This window comes from Prauserella oleivorans (assembly GCF_042685745.1).
Taxonomy (GTDB): Bacteria; Actinomycetota; Actinomycetes; order Mycobacteriales; family Pseudonocardiaceae; genus Prauserella_A; species Prauserella_A oleivorans.
In genome coordinates this window covers 2502061-2516350 of sequence record NZ_JBHUNT010000001.1, presented here as the reverse complement: position 1 = coordinate 2516350, position 14290 = coordinate 2502061, and the positions used below count along the sequence as shown (strand labels likewise).

General features: G+C 70.5%; 14 protein-coding genes and 1 tRNA gene. 11 read left to right on the top strand and 4 right to left on the bottom strand.

Going from position 1 to position 14290, the window contains the following annotated elements; genetic code table 11:
- Positions 1 to 50: 50 nt before the first annotated feature.
- The 3 genes from ACFSZT_RS12455 (at position 51) to ACFSZT_RS12445 (ending at position 4740) form a co-directional block, all read left to right on the top strand.
- Positions 51 to 2219 (top strand): phospholipase A2, encoded by a 2169-nt coding sequence (locus ACFSZT_RS12455; protein ID WP_377394340.1) that lies wholly within the window; start codon positions 51 to 53, stop codon positions 2217 to 2219.
- A gap of 123 nt (positions 2220 to 2342) precedes the next feature.
- Positions 2343 to 4049, top strand: coding sequence for an LCP family protein (locus tag ACFSZT_RS12450; protein ID WP_449301414.1), 1707 nt, complete (start codon positions 2343 to 2345; stop codon positions 4047 to 4049).
- Positions 4050 to 4239: 190 nt separating this feature from the next.
- Positions 4240 to 4740: a helix-turn-helix transcriptional regulator gene (locus ACFSZT_RS12445; protein ID WP_377394344.1), complete on the top strand. Its 501-nt coding sequence runs from the start codon at positions 4240 to 4242 to the stop codon at positions 4738 to 4740.
- On the opposite strand, the gene ACFSZT_RS12440 is transcribed toward ACFSZT_RS12445, so the two are convergent.
- Entirely contained in the window at positions 4730 to 6199 is a 1470-nt protein-coding gene (locus ACFSZT_RS12440) for a flavin-containing monooxygenase (protein ID WP_377394346.1), read from the bottom strand. The genes ACFSZT_RS12445 and ACFSZT_RS12440 overlap by 11 nt on opposite strands.
- A 78-nt stretch (positions 6200 to 6277) precedes the next feature.
- Here ACFSZT_RS12440 and ACFSZT_RS12435 point away from each other — a divergent pair, with 78 nt between their 5' ends.
- Positions 6278 to 6895 (top strand): TetR/AcrR family transcriptional regulator, encoded by a 618-nt coding sequence (locus ACFSZT_RS12435; RefSeq protein WP_377394348.1) that lies wholly within the window; start codon positions 6278 to 6280, stop codon positions 6893 to 6895.
- Positions 6896 to 7129: 234 nt separating this feature from the next.
- Positions 7130 to 7798 (top strand): hypothetical protein, encoded by a 669-nt coding sequence (locus ACFSZT_RS12430; RefSeq protein ID WP_377394350.1) that lies wholly within the window; start codon positions 7130 to 7132, stop codon positions 7796 to 7798.
- A 7-nt stretch (positions 7799 to 7805) separates the two neighbouring features.
- On the opposite strand, the gene ACFSZT_RS12425 is transcribed toward ACFSZT_RS12430, so the two are convergent.
- Complete coding sequence (locus tag ACFSZT_RS12425) at positions 7806 to 8027, bottom strand: DUF3618 domain-containing protein (RefSeq protein WP_377394352.1); 222 nt, start codon at positions 8025 to 8027, stop codon at positions 7806 to 7808.
- Between the two features lie 224 nt (positions 8028 to 8251).
- On the opposite strand from ACFSZT_RS12425, the gene ACFSZT_RS12420 reads away from it, so the two are divergent.
- Positions 8252 to 8328: transfer RNA gene (locus ACFSZT_RS12420), tRNA-Leu, on the top strand.
- 121 nt (positions 8329 to 8449) lie between these two features.
- Here ACFSZT_RS12420 and ACFSZT_RS12415 read toward each other — a convergent pair.
- Together ACFSZT_RS12415 and ACFSZT_RS12410 are read right to left on the bottom strand one after the other, a co-directional pair.
- Positions 8450 to 9400: a DUF5996 family protein gene (locus ACFSZT_RS12415; RefSeq protein ID WP_377394354.1), complete on the bottom strand. Its 951-nt coding sequence runs from the start codon at positions 9398 to 9400 to the stop codon at positions 8450 to 8452.
- 127 nt (positions 9401 to 9527) lie between these two features.
- Positions 9528 to 9947, bottom strand: coding sequence for a PPOX class F420-dependent oxidoreductase (locus ACFSZT_RS12410; RefSeq protein ID WP_377394356.1), 420 nt, complete (start codon positions 9945 to 9947; stop codon positions 9528 to 9530).
- Positions 9948 to 9988: 41 nt separating this feature from the next.
- On the opposite strand from ACFSZT_RS12410, the gene ACFSZT_RS12405 reads away from it, so the two are divergent.
- From ACFSZT_RS12405 to ACFSZT_RS12385, 5 genes are all read left to right on the top strand, one after another.
- The gene (locus ACFSZT_RS12405) at positions 9989 to 10477 is read left to right on the top strand and encodes a nucleoside deaminase (RefSeq protein ID WP_377394358.1); all 489 of its coding nucleotides are present in this window, start codon (positions 9989 to 9991) and stop codon (positions 10475 to 10477) included.
- 247 nt (positions 10478 to 10724) lie between these two features.
- Positions 10725 to 11681 carry a branched-chain amino acid ABC transporter permease gene (locus ACFSZT_RS12400; protein WP_377394360.1) on the top strand — a complete coding sequence of 319 codons (957 nt, stop codon included), beginning with the start codon at positions 10725 to 10727 and terminating at the stop codon, positions 11679 to 11681.
- A 10-nt stretch (positions 11682 to 11691) separates the two neighbouring features.
- Complete coding sequence (locus ACFSZT_RS12395; RefSeq protein WP_377394362.1) at positions 11692 to 12684, top strand: branched-chain amino acid ABC transporter permease; 993 nt, start codon at positions 11692 to 11694, stop codon at positions 12682 to 12684.
- Positions 12674 to 13513, top strand: coding sequence for an ABC transporter ATP-binding protein (locus ACFSZT_RS12390; protein WP_377394364.1), 840 nt, complete (start codon positions 12674 to 12676; stop codon positions 13511 to 13513). The genes ACFSZT_RS12395 and ACFSZT_RS12390 overlap by 11 nt, the downstream gene beginning before the upstream one ends.
- Complete coding sequence (locus ACFSZT_RS12385) at positions 13503 to 14243, top strand: ABC transporter ATP-binding protein (RefSeq protein ID WP_377394366.1); 741 nt, start codon at positions 13503 to 13505, stop codon at positions 14241 to 14243. The genes ACFSZT_RS12390 and ACFSZT_RS12385 overlap by 11 nt, the downstream gene beginning before the upstream one ends.
- Positions 14244 to 14290: the final 47 nt, after the last annotated feature.

The following is a 14290-nucleotide window of genomic DNA, read 5'->3' as shown; positions in this document are numbered from 1 at the left end:
GGGGCTACCCGGATGTCCGCCCGGAGTCCGTGCTGCAACCCTGGGGACCCATGACCGAACGGACCGAGGAACACGCGCCCGCGCCACGCCGCGGGCGCCGTCGTCTCGGGACCTCGGCCTGGGTGTTGCTGCTGATGCTGGCCGTCGTCGGATTCGGATTCCTGGCCTCCCGGTCCGAGGCGACACCCGACCTCGGCCCGCCGCGGGGGGACGTCGCCGCCGCGCAGCGGGCCATCGACGCGCTGCTCACGCCGGGGCCCGAGCCGGACGCACTGCGGCTGCTGCCCGCCGACTTCACCGAGGTCACGGGCGTCGTGCCCGGACAGGCCGCCGCGCTCGACGGCACGGTGCGGGCCGTGCACGTCGACGGCGGCTGCTCGACCCCGTGGGGCGACGACGACACGCGCTGGGACTTCGGCACGGCGTGCCGCTCCCACGACCTCGGCTACGACCTGCTGCGGTACGCCGAGAAGAAGGGGCACCCGCTCGGCCCCGAGGTGCGCGAGGCCCTCGACGACCGGCTCTCGGCGGACATGCACGCCGCCTGCGCGCACAACCCCCAGGACTCGGCGAGTGCGTGCGAGGCGGTGGCATCGGTCTACTCGGCGGGCCTGGTCGTGAACTCCTGGCACCAGCGCTGGGGGCCACCGGTCGGCGAGCCGATCGTGCCCATGCTGGCGGGCGTCGCCGTGATCGGATTCCTGCTGTCGTTCCGGTTGAAGGGCTGGCTGGTCGCCCGGCGCGCCCGGCCCCGGATCGCCCGCACCGTGCTGCCCTCCCCGCCCGCGCCGGCGGGCCGCTGGACGTTGCTGGGGGTCGCCGCGATCGCGACGCTCGTGCTCGGCGAATCGGCCGTGGCCCTGGCCCGCTGGGCCGGGGCCGGCGAGCACTGGCTGTGGCCGCTGACGTGGATGGCGCAGCTGGCCTTCGTCTTCTTCTTCGCGGGCGGCCACTCCAACCTCGACGGCTGGCTCCGGGTGCGCCGCGCGGGCGGCGGCTATCGCGAGTACCTCGCCCACCGCACGAGCTGGCTGCTGCGGATGGCCCTGGTCTTCGCCGTGGTCGCCTTCGCGATGCCCACCGCGCTGGAACTGCTCACGATCCCCGAGGCGACCGTCGAGGTCGTCGTGCGGATCGCGCTGCACCCGCTGTGGCTGCTCGGCGTGTACGTCCTGACGACGGTGGCCACCCCGGCGATGCACACGCTGCACCGGCGCGCTCCGATCGCCGTCGCGCTGCTGCTCCTCGGGACGCTCGGCCTGCTCCTGCTCGCCGCCGACCGGCACGCCTCCCCGGTGCTGGACGGCACCGCGGTCGTGGCGCTGGCCCTGCTCGCGCAGCAGCTGGCCTTCGCCCACGCCGACCGCCCGGGCAGGCGGTCGTGGGCGCCGGCCGCGGTGGTCGCCGGGGCGGGTGCAGCGGTGCTGGTCGCAGGCGTGGCGAGCGGCCGCGTCCCGCTGACCCTGCTCGGCACGGCCGGCGCACCACCCCCGCTGGCAGGGCCGGTCCTGCCCGTCCTCGCGCTCGGCCTGGTGCAGCTGGGCGTGCTCGGCCTGCTGCGCACACCGCTGACGCGCGTGGCCGCGCACGAGGGCATCCGCCGCGCCGCCGGGTACGCCTCGCGGGCTCCGATGAGCCTCTACCTGGGCTTTCTCGCGGTGATGCTGCTGCTCGTGGCCGCCGTCTACGTGCCCGAGCTGCTACCGTCCGGCAGCCTGCGGGTCGTGGTGGCGGTGACCATGCTCACCGGACCGGCCGTCGTGGTCTTCTGGTGGTTCGAACGGCACGTCGGCCACCGCCCTCCGCCGCCACCTGCCTGGCGTGAGCTGCCGGGACGACTCGATCGGGTGCTCGCACACGCGGCTACGGTCGCCGGAATCGGGTACTCCACTGTGGGTGTGTTCGGTTTCGCCGTGACGAGCTTCGGCGGAATGGGAGACACCACGCTGCCGGGGTTGCCGCTGGACCCGATCCAGAGCCTGGTGCACCTGCTGCTCGGGATGTCCCTGCTGCACACGGTGCGCACGGGCGACAGCCACGCCCCCAGGACGTGGCTGCTCACGGCGCTGGCCTGCGTCCCGCCGCTGCTGTCGGCGACGTCGGGCCCCAGCACCTTCGCACTCGGTGTGGTCGTCTACGCCGGGACGGGGTTGCTGGCCGTCGCGGCGGCGCTGGCTACCGTGTGGTCCGCTCGCACCACGGCGAGTTACGCGACGTAGCCGGGCGACGCGCCGGTGGTTTCGACCACAGCACGGTGCCGGTGTGCCACCCTACGACAACCCACGTCCGCGCTCGGACGTCTCACGAGACGACCGGAACTGTCGACGAAAGGAGCCGTTGGCGTGGATCACCCGCCGCGGAACTCCCCGCGAGGCCGAGGTCGCGCGAGGCCGTGGGAGCAGCGCGCCGACGGCAGGGCCGTGCCATCCCCGCCATCCCCGCCATCCCAGCCACCGGCACGGGGCGGCAGGTCCGCGCCGCGCAGGACGGCGCCACCTCCCCCGCAGCGGCGGCGCCCCGGGTCCGGCCCGGACCGCACTCCCCCGCCGCGCCGGCGCAGGCCACCGGAGCCGCCACCGCGGCACCGCCCTCGGCGAGGCGCGAAGATCGCCCTGGCCGTGGTGTCGGCACTCGTGATGACGCTGACCGGCTACGCGTGGGCCGCGATGCAGGGCCTGGTCAGCGGGCTCACCATGGCCGACGTCATCGACAACCAGGAGGATCTGCCCGCCGACGGCGCGCGCGACATCCTGCTGGTCGGCATGGACAGCCGCACCGACGCCCAGGGCAACCCGCTGTCGGAGGAGATGCTCGCCAAGCTGCGGGCCGGCGTCTCGGACGGCGAGCTCAACACCGACACGCTGATCTTCGTCCGGATCCCCAACGACGGCAGCAAGGCCGTCGCCGTGTCGCTGCCTCGTGACTCGTATGTCGACATCCCGGGTTTCGGCAAGCACAAGATCAACTCAGCGTACGCGCGCGCGAAGTTCGAGGCCAAGCGCAAGCTCGAGGAGGAGGGCGTCACCGACCCCAAGGAGCTCGAGGTCCGCAGCAATCAGGAGGGCGCCAAGACGCTGGTCGAGACGGTCGAGCAGCTGACCGGCGCCGGCATCGACAACTACGCCTCGATCAACCTGCTCGGGTTCTACGACATCACCAAGGCGATCGGCGGCGTCGACGTGTGCCTCAAGCAGCCGGTCGAGGACTCCTACTCCGGTGCCGACTTCGAGGCGGGACGCCAGACGATCTCCGGCTTCGACGCGCTGGCGTTCGTCCGGCAGCGGCACGGGCTGCTGCGTGGGGACCTCGACCGCGTGGTGCGTCAGCAGGTCTTCATGGCCGGCCTCGCCCGCAAGGTGCTCTCGGCGGGCACGCTGGCCGACCCGGCCAAGCTGAACAGCCTGATCGGCGCGGTGCAGAAGTCCGTGGTGGTCAACCAGGGCTGGGACCTGCTCGGCTTCGCCCAGCAGCTGCAGGGCCTCAGCGGCGGCCAGATCCAGTTCCAGACGATTCCGGTGGCCGACACCGAGTACGAGACGCCCGAGGACGGCATGGCGATCGACATCGACCCCGACGAGGTGCGTGCGTTCGTCGAGCGGCTGGCGGGCAAGCCCGCGGAGAAGCAGCCGGACGAGCAGGCGGCGGCGCCCGCACCCGGCGAGATCACGGTCGACGTTCTCAACGGCTCGTCCATCACCGGGCTGGCCGGAAGCGTGTCGGAGTCGCTCACCGGCAAGGGCTACGGCCAGGGCGAGGTGGGCAACACCGACCCGCGGTCGACGACGGTGGTGCAGGTCGCCGAAGGCGAGGAGGCCTCGGGCGAGCAAGTGGCGGAGGCCATTGGCGGTGTGGACGTCGAGACGGATCCGGCCGTGCCCTCCGGACACGTGCGGGTCCTGCTCGGTCCGGACTACGAGCCGCCGGCGGACGTCGCCGGGTCCACCGAGCCCGCCATGGTGCAGCAGCCCCGGTCCGTGCAGCCGGCGGCCCAGCAGGAGCCGACCGGCGACGCACCGATCAAGGCCGACGGCGTCACGTGCGTGAACTGAGGAACGGGTGAGCCCAACCAGGTGAAATCGGTAGCTCGAACGGAGTAGTTCCACGGTCTCTGGTCCGACTTTCCCCGTCACCCGCGTCAGCCAAGCCGGTCACGTGCCTTTCACTCCCGTGAAGGACACATGCGCCGCGCCGGGGTCACCGGCGCACGGCATCACACGTGATGCGAGCAGGGGACGTGACGTGCTGATCGACGGGGACGCCTATCAACGGGCGTTGGGGGACGAACTGCGCAAACTTCGCAAGCGGCGCGGCTGGACGCGCAGAGATCTGAACGAGCGCCTGCAGAGTGAGATCTCGTTGCAGACGCTCGCCACCTACGAGCTGGGCACCCGCCAGTGCTCGGTGGTGCGGCTCGTGGAGCTGTGCCTGGCCATGGACGAGCTGCCACACCAGCTGCTCGCGCGCGTCCACCGGCGGGTGTTCGGCGACGAGCCCGGACAGGTGCGGGTGAACCTGGCCCTGGTGGCCGCGGACGACAGCCCCGATCTCGGGCCGCTACGACGCTGGGCCGCGGGGATGCTGGAGCAGACGAGCGCCCGCGAGGTCCAGCTCGACCACGCCGCCCTGGAGCGGATGGCCGAGCTGTGCGGGGTCGACACCCAGGAGCTCGTCGCCCGCCTGCGCGGGTTGTCCGCCCGCGGCACCCGCGGGCGGGATCCCGTGGGCCCCGCTACCGGGTGAGGGCGAAGTCGCTCGGCTCGAGCTTGCGGGTCTGCATCCAGTAACGCCAGGTGAACCCGGGCCAGATCGTGCGGTTGACGCCCTGGGCGTCGAGATACCAGCTCTTGCAGCCGCCCTGGGTCCAGATCCCGCGCTCGAGCTTGCGCTGGATGTCGGCGTTGAACTGCGCCTGCACCTCCGGGCGCACCTCGATGGCGCCCGCCGACCGCGACTCGGCGAACGAGATCGCCTCGGCGATGTAGCGGATCTGCTGCTCGATCATGAACACCACGGAGTTGTGGCCGAGCCCGGTGTTGGGGCCGAGCAGGAAGAACAGGTTGGGAAAGCCCGCGACCGTGATGCCCTTGTGGGTCTGCATGCCCTCGGTGGCCCACAGCTTGCCGAGGTCACGACCCTCGGAACCGATGATGTGCAGGTCGTCGAACGCGTCGGTGACGTGGAAGCCGGTGCCGTAGATGATCGCGTCGGCCTCGTGCTCCACGCCGGCCTTGTCGATGACACCGTGCGCGGTGACCTCGGCGATCCCGTCAGTCACCACGTCGACGTTGTCCCTGGCCAGCGCCGGGTAGTAGTCGTTGCTGATCAGCACGCGCTTGCAGCCCATGACATAGTCGGGCGTCAGCTTCGCCCGCAGCTCGGGATCGCGCACCTGCTTGGCGAGGTGACGCTCGGCCACCTTCTGCGCGACCTTCATGATGCGCGGGTTGCCGTTGAAGCCCACCGCGCGCAGCTCGAGCATCCAGTAGAGCAGGTCACGGTAGAGCCGCTGCACGCCGGGAACGCGGGCGAACAGCCGCTTCGCCCACTCCGGCATGGGGTGGTCGGGCTTGGGCATGATCCACGGCGGCGTGCGCTGGAACAACGTCAGCCGCGAGACGTCCTTCGCGATCTGCGGCACGAACTGGACCGCGCTCGCGCCGGTGCCGATCACCGCCACCTTCTTGCCGCGCAGGTCGTAGTCGTGATCCCACTCGGCGGAGTGGAACGCCCTGCCCTCGAAGCGGTCGATGCCGGGCAGCTGCGGAATCTGCGGGATGTGCAGCGCGCCGACACCCGCGACCAGGAACCGGCCGACGAACTCGTCACCGCCGGCGGTGGTGACGTGCCAGCGCTGCTCGTCGGCGTCCCAGCGGGCGCCGGTCATCTCCTGTCCGAATCGGACGAAGCGATACAGGTCGTACTTCCGCGCGACGCCGCGCAGGTACTCGTGGATCTCCGGCTGCGGGGAGAACGCGCGGGACCAGCCGGGGTTCTGCTCGAACGAGTAGGAGTACATGTGCGACTGGATGTCGCAGGCGCACCCGGGATAGGTGTTGTCGCGCCACGTGCCGCCGACGTCGTCGGCCTTCTCGAGGATCACGAAGTCGTCGCGGCCCTCCTTGCGGAGCTGGATCGCCATGCCCAGCCCGGAGAAGCCCGTTCCGACGATGACGACGCCCGCCTCGGTGCGGTTGCCCATGCGTGCCTCCAAGCCGCAGTTCCTGTTACCCGGAGTCCATCTTACCGGAAGTAGGTTACTTGCGGTAGAGTAGCGGGAGTGAGCCCGACTGCAAAGACCCCCGCCCGGCGTAAGCGCATGCCGCGCGCCCAGCGGGAGCGGCAGATGATCGAGGTCGCCGAGGCCGTCTTCTCCGAACGCGGCTACACCGCGGCCTCCATGGACGAGATCGCCGAGCGCGTCGGCGTCTCGAAGCCGATGCTCTACGAGTACTTCAACTCCAAGGAGGGCCTGCTCCTCGCGTGCATCCAGCAGGCGCGAACAGAGCTCCGGCAGGTGACCGAGCAGGCCGTCGTGGGCGCACCGACCGCCGAAGAGGCCCTGCGGCGCGGGCTGCACGCGTTCTTCCTCTTCATCCGTGAGCGCAGACAGGCCTGGTCGCTGGTTCGCCACGAGATGACCCTCATCGGAACGTCCGCGGCCGACGAGATCGAGACCACCCGCCGGCAGCAGACCGACCTCATCGCCACGCTCATGAGCGGCTACTTCGACGCCTCGGACGTCGACGGCATCCAGGCGGCCGCGGAGTTCGTCGTCGGCGGGTGCGAACGGCTGGCGATCTGGTGCGAGCACCGCGAGGACATCACGCCCGGCATCGTCACCGAGTACGCCATGAATCTGCTCTGGGGCGGCCTGGAGCGGCTCGCGGGCCGGTGAGGGTGCACTCCGCGGGAGCGAAAGTCAACACTGCGTAGCCACCACTGAGAGGGTTCTCACGCTCAGTAGTACGTGACACTTTGTCGTATTGCTGAATGCACCATTCCGTAACAGAATCTCAACAGCGTCGACTGGACCACCCGATCGGGTAGTTCGCCGGTTGGCGTCATAAGACGGCGGCAGTGTTGTCTTCCAAGGTGGGACGTGCCGTCGGGAGAGGGGTGAGGACTAGTGGTGCAAGCGATCACCGCGGTGTACGTGCAGGACGACGAGGACTACACGGTCACCGTCACCGGCATGGGCAAGGAGCTCAGCGGGAAGGCGCCGGGCATCATCGCCGCTCGCGACCGCGCCGACCAGCTTGTCGAGAAGCTCGCGCCCGAGGGGGAGAACCCGACGGTCGTACACCTGCTCAACGGCAGCGCGCTCGAGTTCACGTCGGTGTACATGGCCGCCCGGCTCGCGCGTCCGGAGGCGACCGACGAGACCGGCGAGGAGGAGCAGGCAACGCAGCAGGACGCCGAGGGCACGGCGGATAAGCCCGCCCCGGCCGGCACGGCGGAGAAGGCCGACGAGACCGGCAAGGGGGAGCCGGCCGCCAAATCGGAACCGGATGCCGAGGCTGCCGAGCCGGAGTCGGCTGCCACGTCGCCCGCACCTGCCGAGGCCGCCGAGACGAAGCCGGCCAAGGACACGACGGCCGACCAGGAGACCACGCCCAAGCGCGGCGTGCCTCGCAAGGAACTCAGCAAGACCCCCGAGGCCGCACCGGCGAAGGACGAGACCACCAGCCCCCAGGCCGGCGGCACGGGTCAGCGGACCGAGGCCCGGTACGCGGCCACGGCGGCCGGGGCACTCGGCGGCCTGCCGGGAGCGGCAGGATCGGCGAGCGCCGCCGGCTGAGCCACCGTCAGCGCACCAGCTTGCGCACCAACAACACCGCGACCAGCACCCCCGCGCCGATCAGCGGCAACTTCACCTTGGGCTCGTCGAGCTTCGCCCGCAGGCTCGTCTTGGCGGAGTCGGCGAGCCGCTTGGGGCTGGCCTTCGTGCTGAGCTGGTCGAGAGTGGAGGCCAGAGCCTCCCTCGCCTTCTCGATGTCGCGTTCGATGGTCTCCGGATCGCGAGCCACGTGTCCTCCCTCGCTGAATGCTTGAGCGCAGGCTGTCACGGTAGATCACCTGGCAAACCCGCACCGCACAGGCCACGCCGAGGAGCCGCACCCGCGGCGGCCGGTCGAGCTGCGCGTCCGGCCGTGGTGCGGTGCCCGGTGGGGCCGCGGTGGCCGGTGGGGCCGTGCCCGCTGAGCCGGTCCGGTGAGCGGCGTGCGGGGCGGACGCTAGGCTGCAGGCTGTCGGGCCCGTAGCCCAATTGGCAGAGGCACACGGTTTAGGTCCGTGCCAGTGTGGGTTCGAGTCCCACCGGGCCCACCAGAGTCGACGACCTCGACGTGTCTGGCGTTCCCGTCGACGTGTCTGCCGTTCCCGTCACCGTGGCGCACGACCACGGCGCCCAGGTCGACGCGCACGTTCCGCCGCGCGTCACGGCGCCGGGCTACCGTGTCGCGGCGCCGGCGTGCGGCCGCACCTCCAGCGCCTCGCGGTCCCAGCCGGCGTTGTCGGCGGCGGCCTCGTAGGTCGTCCGGAAGAACTCCAGCAGCGTGGCATCCGGGTCGTCCGCCTTCCGCACGGCCTCGTAGGGGAGGAAGAACTCGTGGGCGCCAGGGTCGTAGTACGCGGCATCCGGCCGCACCGGGTGACGGGCGTACCCGTCGGGCTCCGGGTAGGCGTAGGCGTAGAAGGTGCCCTCGGTGCTGCCGCCGGGCCAGAAGCCGAAACTCGCGAGCTCGTGGGAATAGCCCTCGACCATCACCCAGTCCGCGCAGTTCGGCGCCCCGCCGGGGTGCTCGGGAGCCGTTCGCCCGGAAAACCGCGTGCACGCGAGGTCCATCGCTCCCCAGAAGAAGTGCACCGGGCTGCTCTTGCCGAGGAAGTCCGCGCGAAACCGGCTCAAGACACGGTAGGCGGCCATCAGCTGTCCCCAGAACCGCCGCGCGTGGCCGGCGTCGTACGAGGCATGCTCGGTGTCCTCGGCGAACGGGATCGCGCGTTCCACCTCGACCGGGCTGCCCATAATGGACACATCGAGGTCCAGGTCCGCCAGCGTGGCCAGCACTTCCCGGTAGAACGTGGCCACCGCCTTCGGCTCCAACGCGACCTCGCGCTGCTCCCCGCTGCTGGAGCGCACGCACAATCGGTGCTCGACGAAATCGAACTCCAGATCGAACAGCCGGTCGCCGTGCGGAATCGACGAGGTAGTGAGCCCGCGCGGCGACACGTACAGCGGCACCTGCCACCAGTGGTTGACCATCGGCGCTTTGGCCATCCGGATCTTGCCGACGATCTGGGTCCACATGTGCAGTGTGTCCCGGGTGTCGGTCCACTCGTCGACCGCGAGCGCCGGCCACGGTTCGACGAGCGCGGACGTCGGGTGCTGCCTCGCCATACGTTGCCTCCGTCGGCCGGGTTGGTGACGAGTGTTCTCCACCCATGATGAGGGGGCACGCGGCAGAGCCCAACCGGAGCGGCGAGCGCGCCGCGGCGGTCGCCCACGTGTCAGAGCGCTCGGTCGGTCAGTCCTCCGGCTGGTGAACCGTGCGCCGCGCTTCGTACCACTCCTCGCCGACGGGCTCGCCCGCCATGTTCCAGCTCCAGGACACCAGCGGGGTGATCCGCAGGTAGACGCCCGGACCGACCATTCCCTCGCGGTGGAAGGGCTGCTCGGCGTGACCGTAGATCCGGATCCCGCGTGCGATGAACGGGTCGAACGACACCATGTCGTCGACGACCAGCGCGACCTTGTGCCCACCGGCGGCCACGTTGCGGAACTTGCGGGTGGCGGTGACCGTGCCGCCACCGCCGATCCAGAAGAAGCGGCCGTCGAATTCCACCGCGACCGGGACGACGTCGGGCTGGCCGTCCGGGGAGACAGTGGCGAGCCGGCCCATGCCATGCGAGCGCAGGTACTCGACCTCGTCGTCGGTGAACGCCACGAAGCCTCTCCTTCCCGCCGATGACCAGTCACCATGGTGACATGGAGACGGGCGTGAGCGAGGCGGAACTGCGGCACCTGCGACGGTGTGTGGAGCTCGCCAGGGCGGCGCTGGAGGCGGGTGACGAACCGTTCGGCTCGCTGCTCGTCGGCGCGGACGGCACCGTACTCGCCGAGGATCACAACCGCGTCGCCGGTGGCGACCGGACCCGTCACCCCGAGTTCGCGCTGGCGCGCTGGGCGGCCGAGAACCTGTCACCCGCGCAGCGGGCGGCGGCCACGGTCTTCACCTCGGGCGAGCACTGTCCGATGTGCGCGGCCGCGCACGGCTGGGTAGGGCTCGGGCGCATCGTGTACGCCGCGTCGTCGGAGCAGCTGGCCGCGTGGCTGAGCGAACTGGGCGTGCCACCACCGCCGGTGCGACCGCTGCCGATCCGGGAGGTCGTCCCCGGTATCGAGGTAGCCGGTCCGGCCGAGGAGCTCGCGGACGAGATCCGCGCGCTGCACCGGCGCTACCACTCCACGCTCTGACGCCCCGCCGCCGCGAACGGGCGACACGGCTACGCGAGCGGGCGACACGGCGACACAGACGGCAGACACAGCGACACGAACGGCAGACACACGCCGTTGGCCGGACGCCAACATGGCCTGCCGGCCGCACCTGGATCCCTGCACGGCGCGCCCGGCACGCCGCGTAACGATTGTGCACGGCGATGTTGCCGCGCCTCGTGTGCGCCTAAACTCGATAATCCCAGGTCGAACCCGCGGCGAGGTGGCTGTGCGTGTTCAACTCTTGCTCGCGTCAGCGATGGCCCAGGGCGGCGAGGTCGCGCCGGGTCCCGGCTTCGCCGAGCGCGCACTGCAGTCGTTCGTCGACGGTATCCAATTCGGAGCGATCATCGCGATCACCGCGGTGGGCCTCTCGCTCGTCTTCGGCACCACGCATCTGATCAACTTCGCCCACGGCGAATTGGTGACGATCGGCGCCGTGCTGGCGTTCTTCCTCAACGTCGCGGCGGGCGGACCCGGCTGGCACCTCATTCCTGCGGCAGTCGTGGCGATCGTCGCGGGCGCGTTGCTCGGCGGGGTCGCCGAACGCGGACTGTGGCGGCCGTTGCGCGACCGAGGCACCGGGCTCATCAACATGTTCATCGTGACGATCGGGTTGTCGTTGCTGTTGCGGCACGTCGTGCTCGTATTCTTCGGCACCCGGCCGCAGTCCTACCGCGAATACGACATCCAGCAGGCGCTGGAACTCGGGCCGATCGGCATCACCCCGCGGGATCTGACCATCGTCGTCGTGTCCGTGCTCGTCCTGGTGGGCGTGGCACTCATGCTGCAGAAGACCCGCACCGGCACCGCCATCCGGGCACTGTCGAGCAACCCCGACCTCGCCGAGGCGTCCGGTATCGACGTGCACCGGGTCGTGCTGGTGGTCTGGGTGCTTGGGGGCGCGCTGGCCGCACTGGGTGGGATCTTCTTCGGACTGTCCGAGATCATCACGTGGGACATGGGGTTCCGGCTGTTGCTGCTCATGTTCGCCGGCATCATCCTCGGCGGGCTCGGGTCGGCCTACGGGGCGATGGTCGGCAGCTTCGTCATCGGCATCGTCGCGCAGGTGTCCAGTCTGTGGTTCCCCATCGATCTGCAGAACGCGTGGGCCCTCCTCGCGCTCATCGTCGTCCTGCTGATCCGTCCACAGGGGATCCTCGGGCAGCGGGAACGCGTCGGCTAGGTGGTGCACAGTGGACTGGCAGATCATCCTCTCCGACGCGATCCGCTCCGGTATCGGGCCGGTCGCCGCGGTGTACGCGCTGGCGGCGATCGGCCTCAACCTGCACTTCGGCTACACCGGGCTGCTGAACTTCGGCCAGGTGGCGTTCATGCTCGTCGGCGCCTACGGCGTGGCCGCGTCGGTCGCCACCTACGGCCTGCCGCTGTGGGTGGGGGTCCTCATCGGACTCGGCTCGTCCATCGTCCTGGCACTGCTGCTGGGGCTGCCGACCCTGCGGCTGCGCGCGGAGTACCTGGCCATCGCCACGATCGCCGCGGGCGAGATCCTGCGGCTGTTCTACCGGTCGAGCTGGGCCGAGCCGGTCACCGGCGGCGTGTTCGGCCTGCAACAGTTCGCCGACGAGTTCTACGACGTCAACCCCATCCCCCGCGATGTCTACGGCTTCTGGCTCGTCCGCTACACCGCGCTGGATCTGTGGGCACTGACGGTGGCGTGGGCGATGGTGCTGCTGATGACACTGCTTGTCGCGCTGCTCGTGCACAGCCCGTGGGGCCGGGTGCTGCGCGCCATCCGGGAGGACGAGGACGCGGTGCGCAGCCTGGGCAAGAGCGTGTACGCCTACAAGATGCAGAGCCTCGTCATCGGCGGGGCGATCGGCTCCATGGCGGGCATGATGCTGGCGATCCAGAACCAGTCGGTGAACCCGGACAGCTACGACCCCGTCGTGACGTTCTTCCTTTACACCCTGCTGGTGCTCGGCGGCGCCGGACGCGTGTTCGGGCCGATCATCGGCGCGATCCTGTTCTGGGCCATCCTGACCTTCTTCGACAGCCTGCTGCGGCAGGCCATCGAGGCCGGCGTCATCCCGGCGTCCGTCATCGGCGCGCCCGAGGTCGGCGCCGTGCGGTTCGCCCTGGTCGGTCTCGGGCTGATGCTGCTCATGGTGTTCCGCCCGCAGGGCATCCTCGGCAGCCGGAGGGAGATGCTGGTCGATGTCCGCTGACCCCGCCACCCTGCCGCCCGAGCCGGGCGTCGCCAAACCCGACCCGGTGCTGGTCGTCGACGACCTCGTCCGCGCGTTCGGCGGCCTCGTCGCCGTCGACGTCGAGCACCTCGAGATCCAGCGCGGCACCATCACCTCGCTGATCGGCCCCAACGGGGCGGGCAAGAGCACGCTGTTCAACGTGCTCAGCGGTTTCGACCGCGCCGACCGCGGCAGGTGGAGCTTCGACGGGACGCCGGTGACGGGCCGCGCGGCGCACCGGCTCGCCCGCCAGGGGCTGGTCCGCACCTTCCAGCTCACCCGGACACTCTCGCGGCTGACCGTGCTCGACAACATGAAGCTCGCCGCCACCGGTCAGCGCGGCGAGCGGCTCCTGTCCGCCCTGCTGCCGCCGCTGTGGCTGCGCCAGGAGCGCGACATCGAGCGCCGCGCCGACGAACTGCTGGAGCGCTTCCGCCTCGACCGGATGCGCACCGAGTACGCCGGAACACTCTCCGGCGGCCAGCGCAAGCTGCTGGAGATGGCGCGGGCGTTGATGGTGCATCCCACGATGGTGCTGCTGGACGAGCCCATGGCGGGGGTCAACCCCGCGCTGACGCAGTCGTTGCTCGGGCACATCACCGACCTGCGCGACGAGGGGCTCACGGTGTGCTTCGTCGAGCACGACATGGACGTGGTGATGGGCATCAGCGACTGGGTGGTGTGCATGGCCGAGGGCCGGATCGTCGCCGAGGGCCCGCCGCGCGCGGTCGCGGAGAACCCCGCCGTGATCGACGCCTATCTCGGCAGCCGGCACGACGAAGCGGGAGGTGAGGACGATGCCCGATGAGGCGGACGCGCCGCTGCTGGTCGCCGAGGACCTGGTCGCCGGCTATGTGCCGGGGGTCGACGTGCTCGGCGGCTGCGGGCTCCACCTGGCGCCCGGCGAGGTCGTCGGCGTGATCGGCCCCAACGGCGCGGGCAAGTCGACGCTGGTCAAGGCGATCTTCGGGCTGTTGCGGGTACGCAGCGGCAGCGTGCGGTTGCGTGGCGAGGACGTCACCAACAAGCCCGCGCACGTCCTCGTGTCGCGCGGCATCGGGTACGTGCCGCAGCGGCAGAACGTCTTCCCGACACTCACCGTCGAGGAGAACCTCCGGATGGGCACGTACCTGCGGCCCAAGGCCTTCGCCGAACGTGTGGCCGTGATCGAGGAGCTCTTCCCCGTGCTGGCGGAGCGTAAGCAGCAGAAGGCGAACTCGATGTCCGGCGGCGAGCGGCAGATGCTCGGCATGGGGCGGGCGTTGATGATGGAGCCCGAGGTGTTGCTGCTCGACGAGCCGTCGGCGGGGCTCTCCCCGAAGTACCAGGACCAGGTGTTCGACCGCGTCAAGGAGATCAACGCGACGGGCGTGGCGATCCTGATGGTCGAACAGAACGCACGCCGGTGCCTGCAGATCTGCGACCGGGGCTACGTGCTCGACCAGGGCCGTAACGCCTACACCGGCACCGGCCTGGAGCTGCTGCACGATCCGAAGGTGATCGAGCTGTATCTCGGCACCCTCGCGCGCGCCCGGTGACACACCGGGCCGCCTCCCCCGCGAGTACGGGGAAGGCGGCCCGGCCA

Bases quoted from the DNA above. Each gene is read 5' to 3' on its own strand.
- ACFSZT_RS12455 (WP_377394340.1), top strand. From the start codon at position 51: ATGACCGAACGGACCGAGGAACACGCGCCCGCGCCACGCCGCGGGCGC.
- ACFSZT_RS12440 (WP_377394346.1), bottom strand. From the start codon at position 6,199: ATGGGCAACCGCACCGAGGCGGGCGTCGTCATCGTCGGAACGGGCTTC.
- ACFSZT_RS12415 (WP_377394354.1), bottom strand. From the start codon at position 9,400: ATGGCGAGGCAGCACCCGACGTCCGCGCTCGTCGAACCGTGGCCGGCG.
- ACFSZT_RS12405 (WP_377394358.1), top strand. From the start codon at position 9,989: ATGGAGACGGGCGTGAGCGAGGCGGAACTGCGGCACCTGCGACGGTGT.
- ACFSZT_RS12390 (WP_377394364.1), top strand. From the start codon at position 12,674: ATGTCCGCTGACCCCGCCACCCTGCCGCCCGAGCCGGGCGTCGCCAAA.
- ACFSZT_RS12385 (WP_377394366.1), top strand. From the start codon at position 13,503: ATGCCCGATGAGGCGGACGCGCCGCTGCTGGTCGCCGAGGACCTGGTC.